The sequence below is a fragment of the Paenarthrobacter aurescens genome (assembly GCF_025421775.1).
Classification (GTDB): domain Bacteria; phylum Actinomycetota; class Actinomycetes; order Actinomycetales; family Micrococcaceae; genus Arthrobacter; species Arthrobacter aurescens_B.
This window is the reverse complement of the sequence record NZ_JAOEFX010000010.1, coordinates 169,680-193,577: the sequence shown is the minus strand read 5'-3', so window position 1 is coordinate 193,577 and position 23,898 is coordinate 169,680. Positions and strand designations below refer to the sequence as shown.

The window sequence follows — 23,898 nt, the reverse complement described above, 5'->3', positions numbered from 1 at the left end:
AAGTTCGGCCCCGTGGACTGTTGGCCCCGTGGACTGTTGGCACTTGGACTCGGTTCTGAGGGAGTCAGTGGCCCAGCCGGGACATCAGCACGGCGACGGCGGCCGAGACTCCCCCGGCCAGCGAACCCTCCAGCTCGGGTGCGAAGAACGGCGAATGGTTGACGGGGATGGGACCAGGTCCGTCATGTCCGGCCGCAGGCGTGCCGCCGAACATCCAGAACACGGACGGCACACCAATCGCGGTACCCAGATGCCCGAAATCCTCGCTGCCCATCATGGGAGGAGTGATCTCCACGGCCTCAGGGCCAAGCGCAAGCCGCAGGGCCTCCACAACGGAAGGAACGGCGTCGGGGTCGTTGAAGCACTGCGGGAAACGGTACATCTCCTCGATGGTCGGTGTGGGCGCCCCGGACGCCGCGGCCTCTGCCTCGATGATGCGGCGGACCGCCGCGAGGACCTGGCCACGGACGTCCTCATCGAAGGTGCGGATATTGAGGGTGAACTCGGCCGAGGCCGGGATGATGTTCTCCTTGAGTCCGGCATGGAACGTCCCCACCGTCACGACGGCGGACTTCCGCGGATCCAGTTCGCGAGACACAATCCCCTGCAGTCGGGTGACCATGTGGGCGCCCATCACGATGGGATCGATGGAGTCCTGCGGCTGCGAGCCGTGGGACTGCTGACCATGCACGGTGACCCTGAGCGAATCTGCCATGGCGGCCACCGGCCCGCTGGAAATCGCGACAGTCCCCACCGGACGCGGCATGACATGCTGCCCCAAGACCACTTCCGGCCGCGGCGCCTTGTCCCACAGTCCGTCGTCGAGCATGGCGAGCGCACCGGCCGCCGTCTCTTCGCCGGGTTGGAAGATCAGCACCAGTGTTCCTGCCCAAACGTCCCGGTTTCCCGCAAGCAGCTCGGCAGCACCCAGCAGGCTGGCCACGTGCGTGTCATGGCCGCAGCCGTGCATGACCGGAACCACTGTGCCGTCAGGCAGCGTGCCCGTATCCGTGCTGGCGTACTCCAGCCCGGTGGCCTCCTCTATGGGAAGGCCGTCCGAATCGGCGCGAAAGGCCACCACCGGGCCTTCACCGTTCCGCAGGATACCCACAACCCCCGTTCCTCCGCAGCGGAAATGCTCAATGCCCAGGCCGTCCAGTTGCTCCTCGATCAGCGTGGCCGTTGCGAACTCCTGCATGGACAGTTCCGGATGTGCGTGAAGGTGCCGGTACAGGTCATGGAGCTTGGTGGTCTGGTCGGTATCGAGTTGGAGGGCTGTGGCTGTTGACGTCATGGGTCCTGTCCTTGTGGTGGATGCGGGTGCTTCGTCCGGTGCGGGGCGCTGCTACTCGATGTGGATGGGCTTTGCTTCCGTGATGGCTGACTTGCCGCGGAAGAACCAGGCCAGCAGGATGGTGCCCAGAACGGCGATGGCGGTGGACACCATGGCGAGCGAGGGCACCAGCGGCAACACAACGAACACGACGACGGCGGAGACCAGCAGGGCGAAGACGGTGGTGCGGGGCTGCTTCATGGACACGATGGCCTGCACCAGTACGGCGCCAAGAACGGTGGGCAGCACGTACAGGCGTGTGACGAGCAGGACCGACGGCGGGATGACGCTGATCAGCCAGCTGCCCAGGAGACCAACGAAGATTGCCAGCGAGATAAGGTGCACTACCGCAGCCCCGCAAATAGCAACGACGGCGGCAAGTTCTGCCCGCTTGCTGCCCGGCTTGGCACCGATATTGGTCTGGGCGATCAGGGCAGCGGGCAAGAGCTTGTTGGAGATGTTGCCGATCATGAACGCCTGGTACATCGCGGCTGGACCGAGAATCGGGTAGTACGTCAGTGGCTCGACAATCCAGATGATGCCAAACGTTGCAGCAACTGCGGCGAAGGCGATCCATAGTTGTGCCGGGCCAATATCCAGGCCGCTTGCGAAGACCAGATACAGGGGGCCGGCCACGGAGATAAGCAAGCCCGCGATCATGGTGATCTGGCCCCAGCGGGACGTGGTGCGGTTGAAGTCCGCCATGGCGGTGCCAGTTGTGGCGGTGGGAGCGGAAGTGATGGAAGACATGAGGGGTGTTCCTTTCGTGCTCAAAGTCCGGGGCTGAGGGCGGGAGGTGGGATCAGGCGCCGACAGCGAGGTAGGCTGCGCCCAGCCCGATGACGATGGAGATGCCGAGTCCCCATTCGCGGAGCCAGCTCTTGCCAAGTTTCTTGGCCAGCAACAGGCACAGTCCCATGACTGCCGCGGAGATAACGAAGGACAACACATGGATCCCGGACTTCGGGAGTTCGGTCAGCCCGAGGCAGGAGAAGGCTCCGATCAACGCTGCTGCCGGCACGATCGCCATGGCGGCCGGGTTCACCGAACGGATCTTGGCATCGCCCTTTCGAAGCAGCGGCGTCAGGATCAGGGTGGCCAGCATCCACATCGCTCCGCCGATGCTCATGGCGAAGAACGCCACGGCGAAGACGCTCTGCGTGTAGCTGGCATCCCCGAGCTTCGCACCCATTGATCCGGCTGCGATGCCTGCGGCAGAAACGTCGTAGGCAGCGGAACCGATCAGCCCAATCCTGGACAAGACAGCGGGCGCACCGAAAAGGCCCAGCAGTGCAATGGCGACGAGCGATACGGCAAGGGAGGGGCCGATGGCCGAGACGGCGCCCGAGCGGAAGGAGGTCTTGATGTCCTGCGCGCTCATCTCCACGGAGGGAGCAGCACGCCGGGCCGCTTTCATGAAGATCACGGATTGGATGATGATGACTCCGAAGACGCCCGCCACGCAGATCCACAGCACGGGGTTGTTCGCGATGGCCATGATGTCGGTGGAGTCGTTGGGGGCGAGTGGTTGAAGTGCCAGGGGTTGGTACATGAAGAACCTCCGGGTGAAAGCCCCGCGGCAATTCCGCGTCCGAACCACGCTGTGCGGCATGTGGCGCTTTGGGGCAAATCCTTATCCAACGACCAGATCGGCCAGTGGGTTATCAACACCTTCCGCTATGAGCCGGATCACAAACAATAGCTGACGGAATCAGCCACCACACTGGCCGATTCAGTCAAAGCTTGCCCTCGCAGGCATCAAGGCTTCCACGGCCGGATGTGACCCGGCACACTTTCAGGCAGTAGACATCCAGCAAAGGAGCACCATGCCTGACACCATTGGCGAGCTGTCCGCCGTCGAGCTCTCAGCAGCGATCCGGGAGAAGAAGGTCTCGGCCCGCGAAGCCCTGGCCGACCACCTCGAGCGCATTTCCGAAGTGAACCCCGTGATCAATGCCGTGGTGACCCTCGACCCGGAGGGGGCCCAGGCCCTGGCCCACCGCGCCGACCAGCTGACAGCATCGGGGGCCGCGCTGCCGCCGCTCCACGGCCTGCCCATGACCCACAAAGACACCAACAACACCGCCGGGATGCGCACCACCCAAGGCTCACTCGCTTTGCGTGACTTCGTTCCCGACGCCGACGACCTCATCATTGCGCGGCTGAAGGCGGCCGGAGTGGTGAGCACCGGAAAGTCGAATGTCCCCGAATTTGGTGCGGGATCGCATACATTCAACGACCTCTTCGGAACCACCACCAACCCTTACGCGCCAACGCTGAGTGCAGGCGGCAGCAGCGGTGGCGTGGCCGCCGTCGTAGCCTCCCGGGTCCAGAGCATCGGCGACGGCAGCGACATGGGCGGTTCGCTCCGCATCCCGGCCTCCTTCTGCAACGTGGTGGGTTTCAGGCCGTCGACGGCGGTCATCCCCATGCCGTCCGATGTCAACGCCCACGCGTGGCTGGGAAGGACCGGTCCCATGGCACGTAGCGTGGAGGACATTGCCTTGTTCATGTCCGTGACGGCGGGCAAGGATCCCCGCGTTCCGCACCCGGCCGGCCTCGACCCGGTGGTATTCAGATCCGGCTTGGAGACGGACATGCGCGGGGTACGGATCGGCTGGTCACGCGACTTTGGTATTGGCGTACCGGTGCAAGCGGAGATCCTGGACCACTTGGAACGGCAACTGGCGGTCTTTGAGGACCTGGGGGCAATCGTGGAGGAAGCCACTCCTGACTTCAGCGAAGCAGACCTGGTATTCGGCAACACGCGTGCCATGGACTTCGCCGCTGGGCTGGGGCCGGTCCTTGAGCGCGCCGGTGACGTGGTCAAGCCGGAAGTGCACTGGAACGTGGAGAAGGGATTCGCCCTCACTGCGCGGGATGTGATTGAGACCGCCGCTGCCCGCACCCGCCTTGAATACAGCGTGCAGTCATTTTTTGGGCGCTACGACCTCTTCGCCAGCCCGTGCGCCCAAGTCCTGCCCTTCGACGCCACGCTGCGGTACCCCTCCGATATTGCCGGGGTGGCCTCCGAAACATACTTGGACTGGATGCGATCAGCCTGTCTGCTGTCCGCCACCGGCCTGCCGGTGCTCAGCGTTCCGGCGGGCTTCAGCTCGGCCGGGCTGCCTGTTGGCCTCCAACTGGCCGGCAACCACTACACGGATATGCAGCTGCTCCGCTACGGCCGCGCCTTCGAGCAGCAGACCGGGTACGCCGCCGTCGCCCCCGTGATGTCAGCGGCTCCGGTACCCCTCACGACGATGAGCGCATAACCCGACCGCCGCGTTTCCGGGCATCGAGCAGGATGGACACGTCCACTCCGGTGGCCTCCTGAGCCCACTCCGAGTCGGTGATGAAGCGATAGAGGGACGACATGTCCTCAACCGTGACATCGGCAATGATCTGGTAGTTCCCGGCAATCGCCGCGGCATAGCGGACGGTGGGAAGCTCAGCGAGACTCCTGCCCACCCGCTCAACGTGCTGGGGCGAGGCGCGTATCCAGAGGAGGGCCTCAACGTCCAGGCCAAAAGCCGCCGGCTCGACAATCGCCCGCAGATGGACCTGATTGTTGGTCAGGAGCCACTCACTGCGTCGTCGGGCGGTGGCTTCTGACACGCCAACCCGGCGGCCCAGCGCTTCGAAGCTCATCCGGCCATCGGCGCACAGGGCATCGATCAGCTCGTTGTCCTGACGGTTCAGATCCTGCCGCGGCACCAGGAGGCCCGAGTCCTGCGTGAGCGTCGAACGGAGCGCGTCGGCCTTGTCAGCGGTCAGAATCTCCGGCCGCCACCCGCGGATGGTCCTGAAGTATCGCAGCACGGGAAAGCTCGTGGAATCACGCAACCCGATGGTGGACGGCAATTCATCGGAGAGCACATCACCCATCTGCCACGGTTCGGTGAGTATCTCTGCCACGCAATCGCCTGTGCCGGTGGTGGTGTAAACAAAGGTGGTGTCGGACCGCTGGGCCAGGGCGTGGGAGGCAGCGCGGACCGTGCCTGGAAGGCAACGCATCTCCACCAGCACCACGGCCGGCTTCGGACGGATGCCCACCACAGCTACGGCACCGGACTCCAACAGCTGCGATCCCCGGCGCGCAACGGTTCGCTCGGCCTCACCGAGGACGGCCGCCATCTTCCGCCACGGGCATCGCGGATCCAGCTGCAGGGCAGCAACAATCTGCCGCTCCAATGCGTCAAGCACCACCATGCCAACTCCGTCCGTTTGCGTCGGTCAATTTCACCACGGACTCCGGCGGCGCCGCGTCACAGAGGCGATTGCCGCCGTCGACGGTTAAAGACAGGTGCCCCGCACCCATGGAGGGTACGGGGCACCGCGGCCAGGCTTCGGGGCCAAGCTTCGAGGCCAGGCTTCGGGGCCAGGCTTCGGGGCTAGGCGAAGTCGGAGACCGCCGGGTCCGGGCCAATGCGGCCTTCGGCACCGCGGTCCAGGCCGTTGATGGCCTCGATGTCGGTGGCGTCCAGCGTGACGTTGAGAGCCGCGAAGTTCTCCTGGATGCGGGACTCGGTGACGGACTTGGGGATGACAACATTGCCGATGGCCAGGTGCCAGGCGATGACTACCTGGGCAGGGGTTGCATCGTGCTTCGCAGCAATCTCAGCCACCGTGGCGCTCTCCAGGAGCTCGCCACCCTGGCCCAACGGGGACCACGCCTGGGTCAGGATGCCCTTGGAAGCGTTGAACTCACGCAGCTCGGCCTGGTTGAAGAACGGATGCAGTTCAACCTGGTTGATGGCCGGAACAACACCGGTCTCATCGATGATGTGCTGCAGGCCTTCCTTGGTGAAGTTGGAGACACCGATGGACTTAACCCGGCCGCGCTTCTTGAGCTCGATGAGGGCTTTCCACGTGTCAACGTACTTTTCCTGCTTCGGCTGCTGCCAGTGGATGAGGTAGAGGTCCAAGGTCTCCAGGCCCAGGTGGTCCAGGGACTTCTCAAACGCTTCAAGCGTGGACTCGTAGCCCTGGTCGGCGTTCCACAGCTTGGTGGTGATGAAGATTTCCTCGGCGGAGAGACCGGAGGAGGCAATGGCACGGCCGACGCCGGCCTCGTTGCCATAGATCTTGGCGGTATCGATGTGGCGGAACCCGGCTTCGAAAGCCTGGCGCACCACCTTTTCGGCTACATCGTCTTCAACTTGCCACACCCCGTAGCCGAGCTGGGGGATGGTGTTGCCGTCGTTGAAAGTAAGTGTTGGTGACGAAGTCATGTCTGCCATCCTGCCAGCACCAACCAGCGAAAAGAGCCCAATGTTACGGAGATCAGCTATGCGCTTAACTTATTGCACAAGTGGAATAAAGGCGCACGCGTGTAGTTGCGCACGCTGGGCTTTATGCTGGGCTTTTTGCCCGGCGTGATGCGGGATTTGTCCGAGGAGCCGCTCAGGCGTTGAGTTGGCGCTCCGCATCAGCAACCTGCTCGAAGACGGACTCAGCGCGGCGCCGCACGGACAGCGCCCCCACTGGAACCGGACCAACCGCGAGCCGCAGCATTGCCGCAGCTTCCGCCGTGGTGGCGAGCGAGTTTCCTGCCTTGGACAAGGCACGGTGCACACCGGCCAGCGCTCCAGGGACATCGAGTCCGTCGCTCGGGGAGCGCTTTTGTGCCTCTACGCAAACGGTCCGGACGCGCGGAGACAATTCAGCCAATTCGTTGGCTATCTCCACGAGTTCGTTGTACAGCTGGTCATCATCAACGCCCTCAAGAACCTGGTGATACCGGTCCAATCCCCGGTGGAAGCGGTCATGGGCACGGCGCCACAGCCCCTTGCCGAGCTCCAGATCGTCCTTCCGTCCCTGGCGGACGGCCCCAAAGAATCCCACGCGCGAGCTCAGAGGTACTGACCCGGACCGTGGTCGGGGTCTTCCCGGCGGCCTTGCGGAGCAGCACCCGGAGCACCCGACGCGGCTGCCCGCTGAGGTTGGCCGTTCTCGCCGATAACGATGCCCGGCGCGATGACTGTTCCCGGTGGCAGCTGACGGAGCTGCATCTGCGCCGCAGCGTGCTCCTTGGCAGCCTGCTGGGCAGCAATCGCAGCCTGGATGCCGTGGAACAAACCCTCCAGCCATCCCACCAACTGGGCCTGGGCAATGCGAAGCTCTGCGTCCGAGGGCGCCTTATCCTCGGGCAAGGGCAGGCTGATCCGTTCCAGTTCCTCGATGAGTTCCGGGGCCAACCCATCTTCGAGTTCCTTGATGGACCGCTCATGAATCTCGGCAAGGCGGCCCCGGGCGGCGTCGTCCAAGGGCGCGGCTTTAACCTCTTCCAAGAGCTGGCGGATCATGGTGCCGATCCGCATCACCTTGGCCGGCTCGTCAACAAGTTCGTGAAGGTTGCCGCCCTTGGGTTTGGCATCCTTCCCGGGCTCTCCCTGACCGGATTGCTCTTCGCTGGGTTTCCCAGAGCCCGCGTCCAGCATGGTTCCCTCCACGGGGGTGTCGTCCGAAGCCTCATCCGTGGGCTGAATGTCGTTCAGATCGCTCATTCGTTCATACTCTCATGTGGTTTGCGCGAACCCCGGTCCGGGACCTGAATTTGGACTTCGTTCGTAGCGAAACTACACCTCAGCAGCACCGCCCCTGGGGGTTGCTGTCCTGCCGGTCCATCCGGTCCCGCCAGAACTCGCGTTCAGACATGACGGGACCGGCATGGCCGGTAGCAGTGAAGTGATCAAGGTACTTCTGGTACGCATCAGCGCCCATGAGCGAACGCATGTAGGCGGCGAAGCCCCGAAGTCCTTGGGCAACGGTACTCATGAGTGGTGGCCGGCCTTTTCCGTGCGCTTTTCAGCGGGGAGGGCTTCCCACTCGGCGAGCAACGACTTCTCCGCCGCTGTAGGAAACAGCCCAGCGGGGGCGAATACCTTGGACGCCACGGGCGGGTCTTCATTGTCTTTTCCGCCCCCGGCCCGGATTGCCTTCATGGTTGCCACCACAGCAGTGATGATCACGATGATGCTCAGGGTCACGAAAATCACGGAAAGTACGCCTTGGATCGCGGTGTTGCGGACCACGGCTTCCATGGCCGCCACGGTCTTGGCCGTACCGAACTCCGTTTTGCCGTCAGCCAAGGCCTTGGAGAATGCCTGATTGTTGGCGAAGTAGCCAACGGCCGGAACGGGCGAGAAGATCTTTTGGAAGCTGGCCGTGATGGTGACGACGGCGACAAAAGCGAGCGGGATCGCCACGATCCACAGCCACTTGAAAACTCCGCGCTTGGCACAGATGGCAAGGCATACGGCCAAGGCAATAGCGGCCAGAAGCTGGTTGGCGATGCCGAACAGCGGGAAGAGCGTATTGATGCCGCCCAGAGGATCGGTGACACCCATCAGGAGCACCGCACCCCAGGCGCCCACCATAATGGCGGTGCACAACCACGCGCCGGGACGCCATGAGGCTTCCTTGAACTTCGGAACGAAGTTTCCGATGGAGTCCTGGAGCATGAACCGGGCAACACGCGTGCCGGCGTCCACTGCGGTGAGGATGAAGAGTGCTTCGAACATGATGGCGAAGTGGTACCAGAACGCCATCATGCCGGGTCCGCCGATGAACTGCTGCATGATGTGTGCCAAGCCGACAGCCAGCGTTGGAGCTCCGCCCGAACGGGAGATGATGCTTTCCTCTCCGACGTCCTTGGCCGTCTGGGCCAGCACATCCGGAGTGATGTTCACGTTGGCCAGGCCAAGGCTGTTAACCCAGGTCGCGGCGGTTTCAACGGTGCCGCCGGTGAGGGCCAGGGGTGCGTTCATGGCGAAATAGATACCGCGGTCAATCGAGATCGCGGCGACCAGGGCCATGATGGCCACGAAGGATTCCATCAGCATGCCGCCATAGCCAATGAAGCGGGTCTGCCGCTCCTTCTCGATCAGCTTGGGTGTGGTCCCCGATGAAATGAGCGCGTGGAATCCCGACAGCGCGCCACAGGCAATGGTTACGAACAGGAAGGGGAACAACGCACCCGAGAAGACCGGACCGTTCTCCCTGCCGGCAAACTCGCTGAACGCCGGGACATTGATTTCCGGACGCACCACGATGATGGCAAGGGCCAGCATCACGATCACGCCAATCTTCATGAAGGTGGACAGGTAGTCGCGCGGCGCAAGGAGCAGCCACACAGGAAGGATTGCGGCGATGAAACCGTAGACGATGAGGCCCCAGGCGATAGTGACCTTGTCCAAGTGGAAGAACGCCGCACCCCATTCGGTTCCGGCGACGGCGCCGCCACCAATGATGGCAGCCATCAGCAGGACGAAGCCGATGATGGAGACCTCCATGACCTTGCCCGGCCGGAGGAAGCGAAGGTAGACCCCCATGAACAGGGCAATGGGAATGGTCATGCCCACAGAGAAGACACCCCACGGACTCTCGCCGAGGGCGTTGACCACTACCAGGGCGAGGATGGCCACGATGATGATCATGATGAGCAGCGTGGCTACGAGGGCCGCGGTACCGCCGATGACGCCAAGCTCTTCGCGGGCCATCTGGCCAAGGGAACGGCCACCGCGGCGCATGGAGAAGAACATGACCAGGTAGTCCTGCACGGCACCGGCAAGAACGACGCCGATGATGATCCAGATAGTGCCTGGCAGGTACCCCATCTGGGCTGCGATGACGGGACCCACCAGCGGACCGGCGCCGGCAATGGCGGCGAAGTGGTGGCCGAACAGCACGTTGCGGTCGGTGCGGACGTAGTCCTTGCCATCCGCCTTGTACTCAGCAGGTGTGGCCCGGCGGTCGTCCGGCTTGAGCAGATAGCGCTCAATGACTTTGGAATAGAACCGGTAGCCAATCAGGTACGTGCACACTGCGGCGAAAACGAACCAGATGGCGTTCACGGTTTCGCCGCGCACCAGCGCGAGCATGAACCAGGCCACCGCTCCCAGCAGCGAGATCGCCACCCATAGCCCGATCTTGGCTGGAGTCCATTTCCGCTCCTCAGCTTCCCGCGCCGGCTCGTCTACGGCCGGCGACGGCAGCGTAGGATCTAATCCTTCCGCGAGAGCGGTCTTGTCAGGAACCTTGCCCATGTCTCCTCCTTGAGAACTGCTGCAGTGATGGGTACTGCTGTTTGTGGCGATCTTCGCGGTGGGGACCGCATCGCCGGGTGTCTTCCAGCACAGTAACAACCGCCGCAGACATGTAAAGGGGCACACGCCACCATGGATCAAAGGGGCGGTGAACGGTAACACTCTTGCGACCGGTGACGGGTCACACCTGACAGCCGACCGTGCGTCCGGGCACCGGAGAAAGCTAGTTCGCTCCCCCGTTGCCGTGGGCCTGAACCATGCGTGCTTCGCAGAGATCCAACCAACGCACTTCGGCTTCCGCCTGGAAGATCAGCGAGTCAAGCACCAGAAGGCCAGCCGTGTCCATCGAGCCTTTGCTGCCGGATGCGGCCTTTCGCGCCTGCGTGTGCTCCTGCAAGGCCTTGACCGAAACCTCGCGCTGGGACTGGATCACTGCGGAGGTGTCCACGCCCGGCAGTGTCACGGCGAGCGCCAGTTTGATGGCAATTTCGTTTCGTGGTGGATTTCCCCGGTCCACCGCCCCGGCAAACCATGCCGCGACTTCCTCAGCCCCGGCCGCAGTGATGCTGTAGACGACGTGCCCACCGCCGTCGTCGCCGTCCTTGCTGACCAGTCCATCGCGCTCAAGCCGGTCCAAGGTGGTGTAAACCTGTCCAATGTTCAGCGGCCAGGCCGCACCGGTCCTGTCCTCGAATTCGATGCGCAGCTCATAGCCGTACCGGGGCCGGTCCTGAAGCAGGGCCAGCAGGCTGTGCCGAATGGACATGAGGCTCCTCGCTGCAGTTGGTCGGACGAATCAGAGAAGGAGCAGGACCTTGCCCACGTGGTCTCCGGAGTCAAAGTACTCATGCGCTTCCCGGACCTGGTCCAGGGGGAATGACTTGGCGACGAGGGGCCTTATCCGTCCGTCGGTGAGCAGGGGCCAAACAGACTCGCGCACGGCAGACATGATGATCCCCTTTTCGGCGACCGGCCTGGGCCGGAGAGCCGTGCCGATGACCGCAGCGCGTTTGCTCAGCAGCTGTCCGAGGTTGATTTCGGCTTTGGTGCCGCCTTGGAGGCCGATAACGATGAGGCGTCCGTAGTCGGCGAGCGCCTCGACGTTCTGCTGCAGGTACTTGGCACCCACGACGTCGAGGATCACGTCCGCGCCTTTGCCGCCGTTTTGCGCCTTGAGGCTTTCAGCGAAGTCCTCTTCGGTGTAGTTGATGGCGATGTCGGCTCCCAGGAAGGCCTTGGCGGTGCTGACTTTTTCGTCCGTACCTGCAGTGGTGGCCACAGTTGCGCCGTGGGCCTTGGCCAGTTGGATGGCCATGGTTCCGATGCCGCCGGTGGCGCCGTGGATGAGCACGGTCTCGCCGGGCTGCAGTTGTGCCGTCATGATGAGGTTCGAGTAGACGGTGGCGGCAACTTCCGGAAGGGCCGCCGCCGTGACCAGGTCCACGCCTTCAGGAACCCGGAGCACTTGCTCCGCGGGCACGGCGACCTGTTGGGCGTAGCCACCGCCGGCAAGCAATGCCACGACTTTGTCTCCCACCGAGAATGCTTTGGTGACTCCTGGACCAAAGGCAGCGATCCGGCCGGAAACCTCCAGTCCGGGAATTTCCGAAGCTCCCGGGGGCGGCGGGTAGAAGCCGCGCCGTTGTTGGACGTCCGCCCGGTTCAGGCCGGCAGCCACGACGTCGATCAGTACTTCGCCCTCGCCTGGCACCGGCGACGGGACCTCCCGGACTTCGAGGACTTCGGGTCCGCCTGGTTCTGAGATGTAGACGGCTTTCATGACGAACTCCCGGTTTCTTGCTTGTCCTCCAGCCCCGGGGCAGGGACTGGAATACGTGATGTTTTGGAACAGCCAACTCCCTATGAAACACTACTAGGCGAGGAAGGTTGTCCGAGCGGCCTAAGGAGCTGGTCTTGAAAACCAGTGTGCGGTAACCCCGCACCAAGGGTTCAAATCCCTTACCTTCCGCCAAGGAGAATGCCCCGGGTCCACGACCCGGGGCATTCTTGTTTCTGCGGATACCTGCAGGCCACCCGGATCCTTCGCGCCGTATCGACTTGGGTCATCAGAATCGCAAAGACCCTAATCCGATCGCGTGAGCAGACACTACCTAATCTCCGTCGCTTGAGATAGACAAGGGGAATGGAGTCTCCTCCCGTAAATTGCGCCGACCTTCAGGTCGGCCGCTGAGCGGTCGTCCTTGCATCGATACCGGCACAGTCGCCCTCATGGGCGGGTAATCTGGACTGGACTCAAAGCGGCCGCGTCGACGTAGGAAGGGACCCATGGAATATCACAAAGGCGACGCCTTCCTCCTCAGCCGCCTCTTCACGGCTGCAGTCTTCAGGGACTTTGGCCGTTACGGCCGATCCCCTTTATTTACTCGACTTGTACAGCAATCTCAAATAGGGCTACTCGTTCCGAAAGAGTCGTCTGTCGGCGCGGTCTTCGATGCGGCCTACCACGTTCTCAAGCAAACTGGGATGCGCGACGAGTATGTCTACCGCAACGCACTGACGGAAAAAATCCTCCTCGGAAGGCACTCACTCAACACCGCCACAATGTTGAGAGAAGTGCGTACCGGAGCCAGCAAAGCAGATGTCGTGGTTCTGAATGGCACATCGACGGCGTACGAGATCAAATCTGAGCGTGACTCTCTTGCTCGTTTAGACAACCAACTCAACAGTTACAGAAATGTCTTCGCAGCCGTCAACGTCGTAGCTAGCCCACTCCACGTCCGGGACGTTCTAGCTAAAGTCCCGGATGATGTCGGCGTAATTTCGCTGTCGACAAGGTTCACGCTACAAACCGAACGGGAAGCTCAGAATCGACCCGATCGGACCTCCCCGCTATTAGTTCTGGAACTTCTTCGCGTGGATGAAGCGTTGGCAATTTTAAAGGCACTTGACATCAATGCACCTGAAGTACCAAATACCCAGATACGATCAGAGTTAGGAAGGATCTTTGCGGCTCTCGACCCGGAAGTCGCGCACGGACAAATGGTACGAACCTTGAAAGAGAGTCGTTCCCAGGCAGCCCTTGCGGGATTTGTCGGGTCGATGCCGTCGTCGCTTAGAGCCGCTTTCCTGGGGATGAAAAGTGACGCAAAGAGCAGGATCCGCGTCAAGGAAGCCGTTGAAACGCCGCTAGCAGAGGCACTCGCCTGGAAATGAGTCACGTATGTATCACCCGTACTTCCGCGGCAAGCAGTTTGAGCTCATCGCAATTCGCGAGTCAGCCGACCTCATTTCCTCGTCAGGTTTCGTACCAATCATCGAACCGGTTCGAGAGTCCTTGGGCGGCCTTCAGAAGGCCGTCCAGTCACTCTGCGACGCGGGAGCTCAATCGATCTTGGTAGTTAACCCGCGGTACGGTGATCACAAGGCCAACGGAGACAGTATTTCTGCTCTTCTCGCTCGCGACTATTGCGAGAACGATGCCGTTGGAGCCGGCATCCTCCTGACTAGCGAAACTTCCCTGACTGAAGCATCGAGACTTATCGGCCAGCATCCGGAAGATGGAACAGCCCTCATCCATGCTGGATTCACGGAGCCGCGTGCCCTCTCTGAACTTCTTGGAGGCAGATCGGAGACCCTCCGTCATATTTTCATCGATGCGCAGACAAACATGCTCTATATGAAGCACTTCAGTCAGGGCTATCGAACTCTCATCCGAGACGGATTTGAGCGCAAGAAGAACGCCGATTATGACCACTTAGACATGTTCTCAGACATGCACGTCACCTACACTGACAGAGGAATGAATGGTTACGGCGATTTCCTCACGGTAGGCGATAACTACAGTGAGGGCGGCGGACCAGCGTATGCCGTCGCAATACACATGACGTTTATCGATCCGGATCAGGACGATGCAATGTTCGTTTACCACTTTAAATCTGACTCCAATGACACCCCCACAGACCCGGCAAAGAAATTCTCACAGGCCCTAAACAAGCTTATTGCGGCCGCCGACCAGGAACACACAAGGCTCCTTGACACAACTGCAGTCCGAGAGTTTCGTGACCTACACGCTCGAGGACACTTCCCGGGGCTGGGATATGTGAAGAAACTCTCAATAAAACACCATCTTGAGACTCTCGCTGATTTCCACTCGCGGGCAACGGATGTCTGAAAAGTTCTGTTGCGCTGCTTGTTTCGATGACCCGGGTTTGACGAGAAGCATCATTCCGAAAGTCGCTGCCGACCACCAAGCCAGCCCGATGACAGGCGACTGTGATTACTGCCACACATCGGATGTTTGCTTGGTTGCCCCTTCAGAGCTCAGCCAATGGTTCGAGATGGTGATCGACTGTTACGTGGAGGATGATAGCGGTAAGCCCTTGGTTAATTGGCTCAAGCAAGATTGGCGCATTTTTGGCCACGCGAAAATGGATGACGCGCACGCCAAAGAGCTCCTCGCGGACGTTCTAGACGATGGCGAGATTGTCCGGCGGAAGTTTCTACCTAGAGAACAATCCAGCAGCGAGAGCCCTCAACGTTGGGACGACCTCCGCGACGAAATGATGCACCGGAACCGATGGTTTCTGGATGATCCCATAGACCTGGACCGGCTGGGGGAACTCTTGGATCAACTCATTGTCCCCACTGATGAGTTACCTGCCATTTGGTTCCGGGCTCGCCTCCTATCGGACGATGTGGCCTACTCCCTCGACGCTATGGGCGCTCCTCCGGCCCACTTGGCGGGGCACGGACGGGCCAATCCGGCTGGCATCCGCTATCTGTACCTTGGCTCCGAACCCGATACAGCGGTTGCCGAGGTTCGCCCACACACCGGAGAAATGGCCTGCATCGCTCGGTTCGTGATCCCAGACATCAGGGCAGTTGACCTCCGTGACCCACGGGGACGCGTTTCACCGTTCATCTTGGAAGGCGCCGAACAAATATCTCGCGTACGGGGTGGGCTTCCTCTTCTTGAACGCCTAGGCGAGGAACTGACAAAGCCGGTGCAACCTCGTAGCGCTGCGTTCGAATACATACCGAGCCAGTACCTTTCCGAGTTCATCAAGAAGCGCGGATTCCAAGGAGTTGTCTACAGCAGTTCAGTGAGCAATGGTATCAATTTGGCCCTTTTTGAACCAGAACTGGCCGTCGGCGGTGAGGTAACGCTGTCCCATGTAGATCGAGTTTCAGTCGCAATCAGTGACTGCAATGGCGCCAATGCATCAGCTGGCACCTAGGTTCCGACTCAGTCACGAGGATGAGTCGAGGTGGTCGAAGTACGCGCTAAATCGCAATTTCACCAAATCCAGCCGTCCATCAAAACTGAGTAACGACGTCAGGGTGCCACGGCAGATACTCGTGGCTCTTAGCGCCAAGCGAATTTATCGTCCCGCTCCGGAACCGGCAACCGGAAGATCATTGAAACTGTCAGAGCCCCCGCATAGTGTTCTGTCTGTCTCCACACCATTGACATAAGCCGTAGCTTTCGCCGCGGAATCACTTCAGGAGCCTGACCTATGCCTAAGCCCGACATCACTCCCGGCGCACCTTGCTGGATCGACCTGATGACGTCTGACACAGAGAAGGCCAAGGCCTTCTACACCGCGCTTTTCGGTTGGACGTACGAGACCGGGGACCAGGAAAAGTACGGCGGCTACATCACTGCGTCCAAGGACGGCAGGATGGTTGCAGGCATCATGGAGAAGCAGGCGGACATGGGCGCGATGCCGGACGTTTGGTCCACGTACCTGCGCACGGACGACATCAAGGCAACCACCGAAGCAGCAGCCGCCCATGGGGGCCAGGTGTATCTGGAACCCATGGAGGTCCCGGAGCAGGGCAGCATGGCCATGTACGGGGATGCCGCAGGGGCCTCCATCGGAGCCTGGCAGTTCGGTGAAATGAAGGGCTACGAGCTCGCGGCCGAGGCCGGAGCCCCCGCGTGGCATGAACTCCTTGCCAAGGACTATGACTCCGCAGTCACCTTCTACCAGAAGGTCTTCGGCTGGGACACGGACGTTATGAGCGATACGCCGGAATTCCGTTACACAACTCTTGGTGCCGGCGACGCCGCCAAGGCCGGCATCATGGATGCCTCCGGTTTCCTGCCCGAGCAGGTCCCGTCCATGTGGAGCATCTACTTCGCTGTGGACGACACGGACGACACCGTGGAGACAGCTACGGCCCTCGGTGCCACCATCATGCAGCCCGCTGAAGACACGCCATTCGGGCGGCTGGCGACTTTGTCGGACCCCACGGGAGCCGTCTTCAAGGTGATCCAGGACCTGGGCCAGAGCGCCTAGACTTCGACACGTCGGGTCCCATCGACTGCCTCCTACCCAGCGGCAGCCGGCCGGATCCGCTCATTGCCGGCATTGGGGGATCTGCCGGAATGGGTCCTTGTCTGGTCCCTCATTGTTGACCACAGGTCCGTTCTTCCGACGCACCGTGGTCCTTCTGGAATGAGGACAGAATGCTCCACCGTTCGAAGACCCTGCGGGCTGCCGCCATGCTGGGCATGGCATCACTGGCACTTGCCGGCTGTTCGTTGATCAGCAGCGGCGACGCCAAACGCGATGAATCCGGCAAGCCGACGGAGTCGTCCAAGGCCGACGCCTTCAAAGTGAAGTTGGGCGACTGCATCGCCAACCCGGACAGCCAGGAAGTCATGGATGTCACCATCATTCCGTGCGATCAGAGCCATGACCTCGAAGCCTACGCATCGACCAACATGGACGCTTCAACGTTTCCCGGGGATACCGAGGTTGGCTCACAGGCTGAGGAGTATTGTGGCGCCCAGTTTGCAACGTTCGTTGGCTTGCCGTTCGAAGAATCCGCGCTGGAGGTCACCTTCCTCCATCCCACCAGCGATTCGTGGAAGAACGGCGACCGGGAGATCGTCTGCCTGATCGGTGGCACTGCGGGAGCCGCCACCACCGGAACCCTGAAGGGTGCTGCCAAGTAGCCCGTGAGTGGCCGGAGAACCCACCGGCCACCATCGGTCCACCTCCCATTCATTCGGTCGTGTTCTGCTATGCCCGAGCAACAGGTTTACCCCGGAGTAACTTCCGGAACAGCGTCCACTCCACAAGAGAGAGGGCGTCGTCCAAAGGGTCCCACCGGGCCCCCTAATGAAAGTTAGAGCGGATGCACCAACAACATTGGAAATTAGCGGCAGGAACGGTCTTGTCATTGGGGCTGCTTGCCGCCCCACTGACGGCTGTTCCGGCCATGGCAGCGGATGATCCGTCCGCAGCCGCAGGCTCATCGCCCGTGGTGATCAACGAGGCCTACCTCAGCGGCGGGAGCAGCGGCGCGGCCTTCAAGAACAAGTTCGTGGAGCTCTACAACTCCTCGGACGCACCGGTCAGCCTGGCGGGCTGGTCACTGCAGTACCGTTCGGCCACGGCCACCGCGGCACCCACGGGCATCACCCCACTGGCCGGAAGCATTCCTGCAAAAGGCCACTTCCTGGTGCAGGGAGCCACCAACAGCGGGACGTCCACGGCCCCTGCGCTTCCCGCGCCCGATGTGCAGGCCACCGGCACCCTCAACCCCAGTGGAACAACTGGAACCCTGATCCTGGCCAAGCAGGCCACCGCGGTTTCACCGCTGCCGTCAGGTTCTGTGACGGGGAACGCCGCTATCGCAGACCTCCTGGGCTACGGCACGTCCAACACGTTCGAGACCGCCGTCGCAACCGCACCCACGGGTAACTCGGACGTCAAAAGCCTGAACCGAAGCAATGGCGCGGACACAGACTCCAACGCCGCGGACTTCAGCCTGAACGCCACCATCACCCCTACCGCCTCAAACGGCGGCGGAACTCCTCCCACCGATCCTGAGCCGCAACCCGGCGTCAAGGCCATTGCGGAGATCCAGGGAACCGGCACGGCCAGCCCGCTTGTCGGCAGTACCGTGACCACGCGAGGCAAGGTCACAGCCGCTTACGCAACCGGCGGCTTCAACGGCTACTACATCCAGACTCCCGGAAGTGGCGGCGAAACCGCCGCGGCGGCCAGGACGGCGTCGGACGCTTTGTTCGTCTATTCACCGACGACGGCGGGAACGGTCCAGCCGGGCGACTATGTGGAACTCACCGGTGTTGTCAGCGAGTTCGCCAACCAGACCCAGCTCACCGTTGAGGCTGCTGGGTTCAAGAAGCTCACGGAGGCTGCACCCGAGGTCAAATCCACACCGTTCACCTTGCCGGCCAACGAGGCTGCCCGGGAAAGCCTCGAGGGCATGCTCGTTGCACCGCAGGGCGACTTCACTGTCACGGACAACTACTCCCTGAACCAGTACGGCGAGATCGGCCTCGCGGCCGGAACGTCCCCTCTGGTCCAGCCGACGGCGGTGGCCACCTACGGTTCGCCGGAGTACGCCGCCGTGGTTGCCGACAACGCCCTGCGGGGCATCAAGCTCGACGACGGCGCGTCCACCAACTTTTTGAAGGACGCCACCACCAAGGCGCAGGAACTGCCGTACCTGACCACGTCGGACCCCGTCCGCGTCGGCTCTCCGGCACAATTCCGAACGGACGTGATCCTGGGCTACGGCAACAACTCCTGGAAGTTCCAGCCGCTCACCGCCTTGAGCCCGGCCAACGCTGAATCCGTGCAGCCCGCGACCTTCACGGCCACCCGGCCCGAGGGTCCTGCTGACGTTGGAGGCAGCCTGAAGTTGGCGTCATTCAACGTCCTGAACTACTTCCCCACCACCGGCGACCAGCTGGCCGGTTGTGTCTTCTACACCGACCGCGAAGGCAACCCGATCACGGTCAAGGAAGGCTGCAACGCCCGCGGGGCTGCCAACGCTGAGAACTTCGAGCGTCAGCAGAGCAAGATCGTCGCGGCCATTACCAAGTCGGGCGCCGACGTCGTATCCCTTGAGGAGATCGAGAACTCCGCACAGTTCGGCAAGGACCGCGACTACGCGCTGTCCAAACTGGTGGAGGCATTGAACGTCAAGACACCTGGTGTCTGGGACTACGTGCGCACACCCGCCAACGCTCCCCCGCTGAGCGACGAGGACATGATCCGCACCGCGTTCATTTACAAGAAGGCCGTGGCCGAACCTGTGGGCGAGTCCATCATCCACAACGACACCGTGGCCTTCGCAAGTGCCCGCAAGCCTTTGGCACAGGTCTTCAAGCCGGTGGGTGGAGACGATGACCAAAAGTTCATCGCCATCGTGAACCACTTCAAGTCCAAGGGCTCCGCGGCAACACCGGACGACACGGACAAGGGCCAGGGCGCCTCGAACATTGCCCGAACCAAGCAGGCCGAGTCATTGCTCGCTTTCTCCAAGGATCTCCAGGCCACCAAGGGCACGGACAAGGTCTTCCTGATAGGTGACTTCAACGCCTACGCCAAGGAAGATCCCATCAACGTCCTCACCGGCGCCGGCTACACCGATCTCGAAGTTGGTACGGGCAAGCACTCGTACCTGTTCGGCGGCATGGTGGGTTCCCTGGACCACATCCTTGCTTCCCCCGCTGCCGCTGAGGCAGTTACAGGCACCGACATCTGGAACATCAACTCCGTGGAGTCAGTCGCTCTGGAGTACAGCAGGTATAACAACAATGTGACCAACTACTATGCCGGGGACGAGTTCCGTGCCAGCGACCATGATCCCGTGGTGGTAGGCCTGAATCTGGCTCCCGACGCACCAGCCACCGTTGATCTGCAGTTCCTGGGTATCAACGACTTCCACGGCCGGATCGACTCCAACACCGTGCTCTTTGCGGGAACCGTGGAGAAGCTCCGCGCCGCGGCTGCCCCCGGCGCGACAGCCTTCATCTCGGCCGGCGACAACATCGGCGCCTCGCTCTTCGCTTCCTCCGTGGCGAAGGACCAGCCCACCATTGATGTCCTGAACACCCTGGAACTGCAGGCTTCTGCTGTGGGCAACCACGAGTTCGACGGCGGCTGGCAGGACCTGCGCGACCGCGTCATCGCCGGCGGCACCAACGCGAAGTTCGCCTACCTGGGTGCGAACGTCTACCAAAAGGGCACCACCACTCCTGTCCTCCCGGAGTACAAGGTGATGGACATGAACGGTATGCGGGTGGCAGTGATCGGTACCGTGACCCAGGAAGTTCCGTCGCTGGTAACCCCTGCCGGAATTGCCGATCTTGAGTTCGGGGATCCTGTGGAAGCCATCAACCGGGTAGCCGCCAAGATCAAGGCTGAAGACCTGGCGGATCTCATCATCGTGGAAAACCACGACGGCGCTGCTTCCGGCACGCCTGAGGGCGCCACCCTGGAGCAGGAGGTTGCTGCGGGTGGACCGTTTGCCAAGCTCGTCAACGAAACTACGCCTGACGTCGCGGCCATCTTCACCGGGCACACCCACAAGGAATACGCCTGGGATGCTCCGATCCTGGACGCCAACGGCCAGCCCACCGGCAAGACCCGGCCCATCGTACAGACAGGAAACTACGGCGAAAATGTGGGCAGCGTGACGCTCACCGTGGACACTGCCACCAAGTCCGTCACCGCCTACAAGGCTGCCATCGTCGACCGGACCACCGAGACCGCTGAAAGCCTCGTTGCCGCCTACCCGCGGGTGGCTGCCGTGAAGACCATCGTGGACAAAGCTCTCGCAGAAGCTGCCGAGATCGGCAACCAGCCGGTCGGCGCAGTGACCGCTGATATCACCACCGCTTTCACCCCGGATCCGGCCGGCGGCGCCCCCAAGCGGGACGACCGTGCGAGTGAGTCCACCTTGGGCAACCTGGTGGCGGACTCCCTCGTGGACACGCTCAAGGCGCCCGAGCTGGGTGCGGCGGAGATCGGTGTCGTGAACCCCGGCGGCCTCCGCAACGAGCTCTACTACGCACCGGACGGAACCATCACCTACGCCGAGGCCAACGCGGTCCTGCCGTTCGTGAACAACCTCTGGACCACGTCCCTCACCGGTGCGCAGTTCAAGACCCTCCTGGAGCAGCAGTGGCAGACCAACGCCGACGGGACCGTTCCCAGCCGTCCCTACCAGCAGCTGGGACTGTCCAAGAACGTGAACTACACCTACGACGCCGCACGCCCCGCAGGTGACCGCATCACCGGCATCTGGGTGAACGGCGCAGTGATCGATCCTGCCAAGCAGTACAGGATCGGAACCTTCAGCTTCCTGGCTACCGGCGGTGACAACTTCCGGGTCTTCAAGGAAGGCGCCAATACGAAGGACACTGGCCTGGTGGACCGTGATGCGTGGATCAAATTCCTGAAGGAACACAATCCGGTGTCCCCGGACTTCGCACGCCGTTCTGTTGCCGTGGCCAACTCCACCGCAGCCGAGGTCAAGGCTGGAGAGTCCATCACGCTGGCCGTCTCCAAGTTGAACCTGACGTCGATCGGCAGCCCTGCCAACGCATCGCTGAACGCCGTTTTCGTGGATGCAAAGGGTGCTGCTGTGGCACTCGGCGCAGTTCCCGTATCCGCAGGTTCTGCCACGGTGAACCTCAAGGTTCCCGCGGCGGCAGCTGCAGGCACGGGCACACTCGTACTGACCGCCGTCGAATCCGGGACGGTGGTGAAGGCCCTGGTGAAGGTGGCTGCCAGCGGCCCGAACCCACCGCAGTGCACACCCCCGGTCAAGCCATCCAAGTGGTACGACATCGTGGGCTGGCTGCGGTACGCCTTCGCATGGTTGGAGTACCAGAAGTGCCTGAGGGGCTAATCACCCCTGAGTGAAAAGCAGGGCCCCTCACCATCATCGGGAGGGGCCCTGCTTTTTTGTTGATGCGGCCTTTTGTTGATGCGGCCTTTGTTGATGCGGAGTGGCTACTTGCTTGCCGGTTCCGGCTCCCGCGTCCTGTCCGCATCACGTTGGAGTTCAGCCTTGAACTGTTCGTAGCGCGCCAGGTGCGCAGGCCTGCGGCGAAGGATGGCCCAGGCGACGCCCAGGATCAGGAACCACACAGGTGTGGCCAACAGTGCTGCCAATGTATCCGGCTGGGTGGTCAAGGCCCACAGCACGAAGGCAAAGAACGCGAACACAACCCACACCATCGCCACGCCACCGGGCATTTTGAACGCTGATGAATCATGCAGGTGCGGGCGACGCTTCCGGAAAGCCAGGTAGCTGGCCAGGATGATCGACCACACAAAGACGAAACAGACGGCAGACACGGTGGTCACCATGTCGAACGCCTTGCCGATGTCCGAGCCGGCATACATGAGGACGACGCCGGACAGCAGCAGGACGCAGGAAAGGAACAGTGCGTTACGGGGTACTTTGCGTCCGGAGAGTGCGCCGAACACCTTGGGAGCGTCGCCTTCCTGTGCCAACCCGAACACCATGCGGGACGTGGAATAGATGCCCGAGTTGGCCGAGGACATGGCGGAGGTCAGCACTACGAGGTTGACGATGGTGGCCGCTGCGCCGAGGCCAGCGAGCGAGAACATGGCAATGAACGGGCTGTGTCCGGCAGCGAACTGGGTCCACGGAGTGACGGACATCAGGATGATGAGGGCGCCCACGTAGAACAGCAGGACACGGATGGGAATGGAGTTGATCGCCTTGGGCAGGTTCTTCTCCGGGTTCTTGGCCTCAGCGGCGGTGGTTCCCACAAGTTCGATGCCCACGAACGCAAAGACGGCAATCTGGAAGCCCGCCACGAAGCCCATGAATTCGTTCGGGAAGAAACCGCCGTGGCTCCACAGGTTGGTAAAGCTGGCGGGTCCGGCGTCGGACTGGAAGCCGCTGAAGATCATGAAGAGGCCAACAACAATGAGCGCAGCGATGGCGACGATCTTGATGAGCGCGAACCAGAACTCGGTCTCGCCAAAGGCTTTCACCGTGGCCAGGTTCAGGAGCAGGAGGATGCCGATGGTGATCAGGCCGGGCACCCACAGCGGAAGGGAAGGCCACAGTTCCTGGGAGTACCCGGCGATCGCGATCACGTCGGCGATGCCCGTAATGACCCAGCAGAACCAGTATGTCCAGCCGGTGAAGAACCCGGCCCACGGACCCAGCAGGTCTGCCGCGAAGTCGCTGAAGGACTTGTAGTTCAGGTTGCTCAGCAGCAGCTCGCCCATGGCCCGCATCACGAAGAAGAGCATGAAGCCGATGATCATGTACACGAAAATGACGGCCGGGCCGGCCGCGGAAATGGTCTTGCCGGAGCCCATGAACAGGCCGGTGCCGATCGCTCCGCCGATGGCGATGAGCTGGATGTGGCGGTTGCTGAGCTGACGCTCAAGATGGGGGGAATCGGTGGAAGGTGGGCGCTGAATCGTCAAAGGAACTCCATCGTTCAGGCGGCACAGGGTGCCACAATGATTCGGGTTCCTCCCCGCTCTGTAGGTGGACCTGAGAGTTTCCACAGGCATGGGCCTGCTTGCACCTTCGGTGAGCCCGGTGTACGGACTGCTTTCCAGAGTTGCCTCGCCGCGGCGGTACATGGGCCTGAGAGATTCCTGGGGAGGGTTTGCTCCTACGGCGCCTGACGGGATGTACCGGCAGGACTCTCCCGCCGCAGATCAAAAGCGCGCACACCCAAGTGGGTGATGCAGCTCACACAGTAACGAAGGCTGGAGGCAGCCGCAA

Annotated in this window: 19 protein-coding genes, 1 tRNA gene and 1 riboswitch; of the genes, 8 read left to right on the top strand and 12 right to left on the bottom strand. The window is 62.0% G+C overall.

Features of this window, described 5'->3' with window-relative positions; genetic code table 11:
* Nucleotides 1–64: 64 nt before the first annotated feature.
* Genes N7568_RS19875 through N7568_RS19865 form a run of 3 tightly spaced genes read right to left on the bottom strand, consistent with a single transcriptional unit; the run spans nucleotide 65 to nucleotide 2,885 of the window.
* On the bottom strand, nucleotides 65–1,294 hold the full coding sequence (locus tag N7568_RS19875; RefSeq protein WP_261611498.1) for an amidohydrolase: 1,230 nt from the start codon (nucleotides 1,292–1,294) through the stop codon (nucleotides 65–67).
* A gap of 51 nt (nucleotides 1,295–1,345) precedes the next feature.
* The gene (locus N7568_RS19870; RefSeq protein ID WP_261611497.1) at nucleotides 1,346–2,083 is read right to left on the bottom strand and encodes a hypothetical protein; all 738 of its coding nucleotides are present in this window, start codon (nucleotides 2,081–2,083) and stop codon (nucleotides 1,346–1,348) included.
* 52 nt (nucleotides 2,084–2,135) lie between these two features.
* Complete coding sequence (locus tag N7568_RS19865; RefSeq protein ID WP_261611496.1) at nucleotides 2,136–2,885, bottom strand: DUF5058 family protein; 750 nt, start codon at nucleotides 2,883–2,885, stop codon at nucleotides 2,136–2,138.
* 274 nt (nucleotides 2,886–3,159) lie between these two features.
* Between N7568_RS19865 and N7568_RS19860 the strand changes: the two genes are divergently transcribed.
* Complete coding sequence (locus tag N7568_RS19860) at nucleotides 3,160–4,608, top strand: amidase (protein ID WP_261611495.1); 1,449 nt, start codon at nucleotides 3,160–3,162, stop codon at nucleotides 4,606–4,608.
* Here the strand turns inward: N7568_RS19860 and N7568_RS19855 are convergent.
* From N7568_RS19855 to N7568_RS19820, 8 genes are all read right to left on the bottom strand, one after another.
* Entirely contained in the window at nucleotides 4,589–5,545 is a 957-nt protein-coding gene (locus N7568_RS19855; protein WP_261611494.1) for an Lrp/AsnC family transcriptional regulator, read from the bottom strand. The genes N7568_RS19860 and N7568_RS19855 overlap by 20 nt on opposite strands.
* 182 nt (nucleotides 5,546–5,727) lie before the next feature.
* Entirely contained in the window at nucleotides 5,728–6,567 is an 840-nt protein-coding gene (locus N7568_RS19850) for an aldo/keto reductase (protein ID WP_261611493.1), read from the bottom strand.
* A gap of 172 nt (nucleotides 6,568–6,739) precedes the next feature.
* Nucleotides 6,740–7,180: a hypothetical protein gene (locus N7568_RS19845; RefSeq protein WP_261611492.1), complete on the bottom strand. Its 441-nt coding sequence runs from the start codon at nucleotides 7,178–7,180 to the stop codon at nucleotides 6,740–6,742.
* 8 nt (nucleotides 7,181–7,188) lie between these two features.
* On the bottom strand, nucleotides 7,189–7,842 hold the full coding sequence (locus N7568_RS19840) for a bacterial proteasome activator family protein (protein ID WP_261611491.1): 654 nt from the start codon (nucleotides 7,840–7,842) through the stop codon (nucleotides 7,189–7,191).
* A gap of 79 nt (nucleotides 7,843–7,921) precedes the next feature.
* Nucleotides 7,922–8,113: a YbdD/YjiX family protein gene (locus N7568_RS19835; RefSeq protein ID WP_261611490.1), complete on the bottom strand. Its 192-nt coding sequence runs from the start codon at nucleotides 8,111–8,113 to the stop codon at nucleotides 7,922–7,924.
* On the bottom strand, nucleotides 8,110–10,383 hold the full coding sequence (locus N7568_RS19830; RefSeq protein ID WP_261611489.1) for a carbon starvation CstA family protein: 2,274 nt from the start codon (nucleotides 10,381–10,383) through the stop codon (nucleotides 8,110–8,112). The genes N7568_RS19835 and N7568_RS19830 overlap by 4 nt, the downstream gene beginning before the upstream one ends.
* 223 nt (nucleotides 10,384–10,606) lie before the next feature.
* On the bottom strand, nucleotides 10,607–11,149 hold the full coding sequence (locus N7568_RS19825; protein WP_261611488.1) for a PadR family transcriptional regulator: 543 nt from the start codon (nucleotides 11,147–11,149) through the stop codon (nucleotides 10,607–10,609).
* A 30-nt stretch (nucleotides 11,150–11,179) separates the two neighbouring features.
* Nucleotides 11,180–12,163 (bottom strand): NAD(P)H-quinone oxidoreductase, encoded by a 984-nt coding sequence (locus tag N7568_RS19820; RefSeq protein ID WP_261611487.1) that lies wholly within the window; start codon nucleotides 12,161–12,163, stop codon nucleotides 11,180–11,182.
* Nucleotides 12,164–12,264: 101 nt separating this feature from the next.
* Here N7568_RS19820 and N7568_RS19815 point away from each other — a divergent pair.
* The 7 genes from N7568_RS19815 (at nucleotide 12,265) to N7568_RS19785 (ending at nucleotide 22,026) form a co-directional block, all read left to right on the top strand.
* A tRNA-Ser gene (locus tag N7568_RS19815) sits at nucleotides 12,265–12,355 on the top strand.
* 314 nt (nucleotides 12,356–12,669) lie between these two features.
* The gene (locus N7568_RS19810) at nucleotides 12,670–13,557 is read left to right on the top strand and encodes a sce7726 family protein (RefSeq protein WP_261611486.1); all 888 of its coding nucleotides are present in this window, start codon (nucleotides 12,670–12,672) and stop codon (nucleotides 13,555–13,557) included.
* Between the two features lie 7 nt (nucleotides 13,558–13,564).
* Entirely contained in the window at nucleotides 13,565–14,515 is a 951-nt protein-coding gene (locus N7568_RS19805) for a sce7725 family protein (protein WP_261611485.1), read from the top strand.
* Nucleotides 14,472–15,581, top strand: a complete 1,110-nt coding sequence (locus N7568_RS19800) for an RES family NAD+ phosphorylase (protein WP_261611484.1) — start codon at nucleotides 14,472–14,474, stop codon at nucleotides 15,579–15,581. The genes N7568_RS19805 and N7568_RS19800 overlap by 44 nt, the downstream gene beginning before the upstream one ends.
* 279 nt (nucleotides 15,582–15,860) lie before the next feature.
* On the top strand, nucleotides 15,861–16,646 hold the full coding sequence (locus tag N7568_RS19795; RefSeq protein WP_261611483.1) for a VOC family protein: 786 nt from the start codon (nucleotides 15,861–15,863) through the stop codon (nucleotides 16,644–16,646).
* A 170-nt stretch (nucleotides 16,647–16,816) separates the two neighbouring features.
* Entirely contained in the window at nucleotides 16,817–17,308 is a 492-nt protein-coding gene (locus tag N7568_RS19790; RefSeq protein ID WP_261611482.1) for a septum formation family protein, read from the top strand.
* 182 nt (nucleotides 17,309–17,490) lie between these two features.
* On the top strand, nucleotides 17,491–22,026 hold the full coding sequence (locus tag N7568_RS19785) for an ExeM/NucH family extracellular endonuclease (RefSeq protein ID WP_261611481.1): 4,536 nt from the start codon (nucleotides 17,491–17,493) through the stop codon (nucleotides 22,024–22,026).
* A 104-nt stretch (nucleotides 22,027–22,130) separates the two neighbouring features.
* On the opposite strand, the gene cycA is transcribed toward N7568_RS19785, so the two are convergent.
* The gene (cycA, locus tag N7568_RS19780) at nucleotides 22,131–23,591 is read right to left on the bottom strand and encodes a D-serine/D-alanine/glycine transporter (protein ID WP_261611480.1); all 1,461 of its coding nucleotides are present in this window, start codon (nucleotides 23,589–23,591) and stop codon (nucleotides 22,131–22,133) included.
* Nucleotides 23,592–23,735: 144 nt separating this feature from the next.
* Nucleotides 23,736–23,834, bottom strand: a riboswitch (glycine riboswitch).
* Nucleotides 23,835–23,898: the final 64 nt, after the last annotated feature.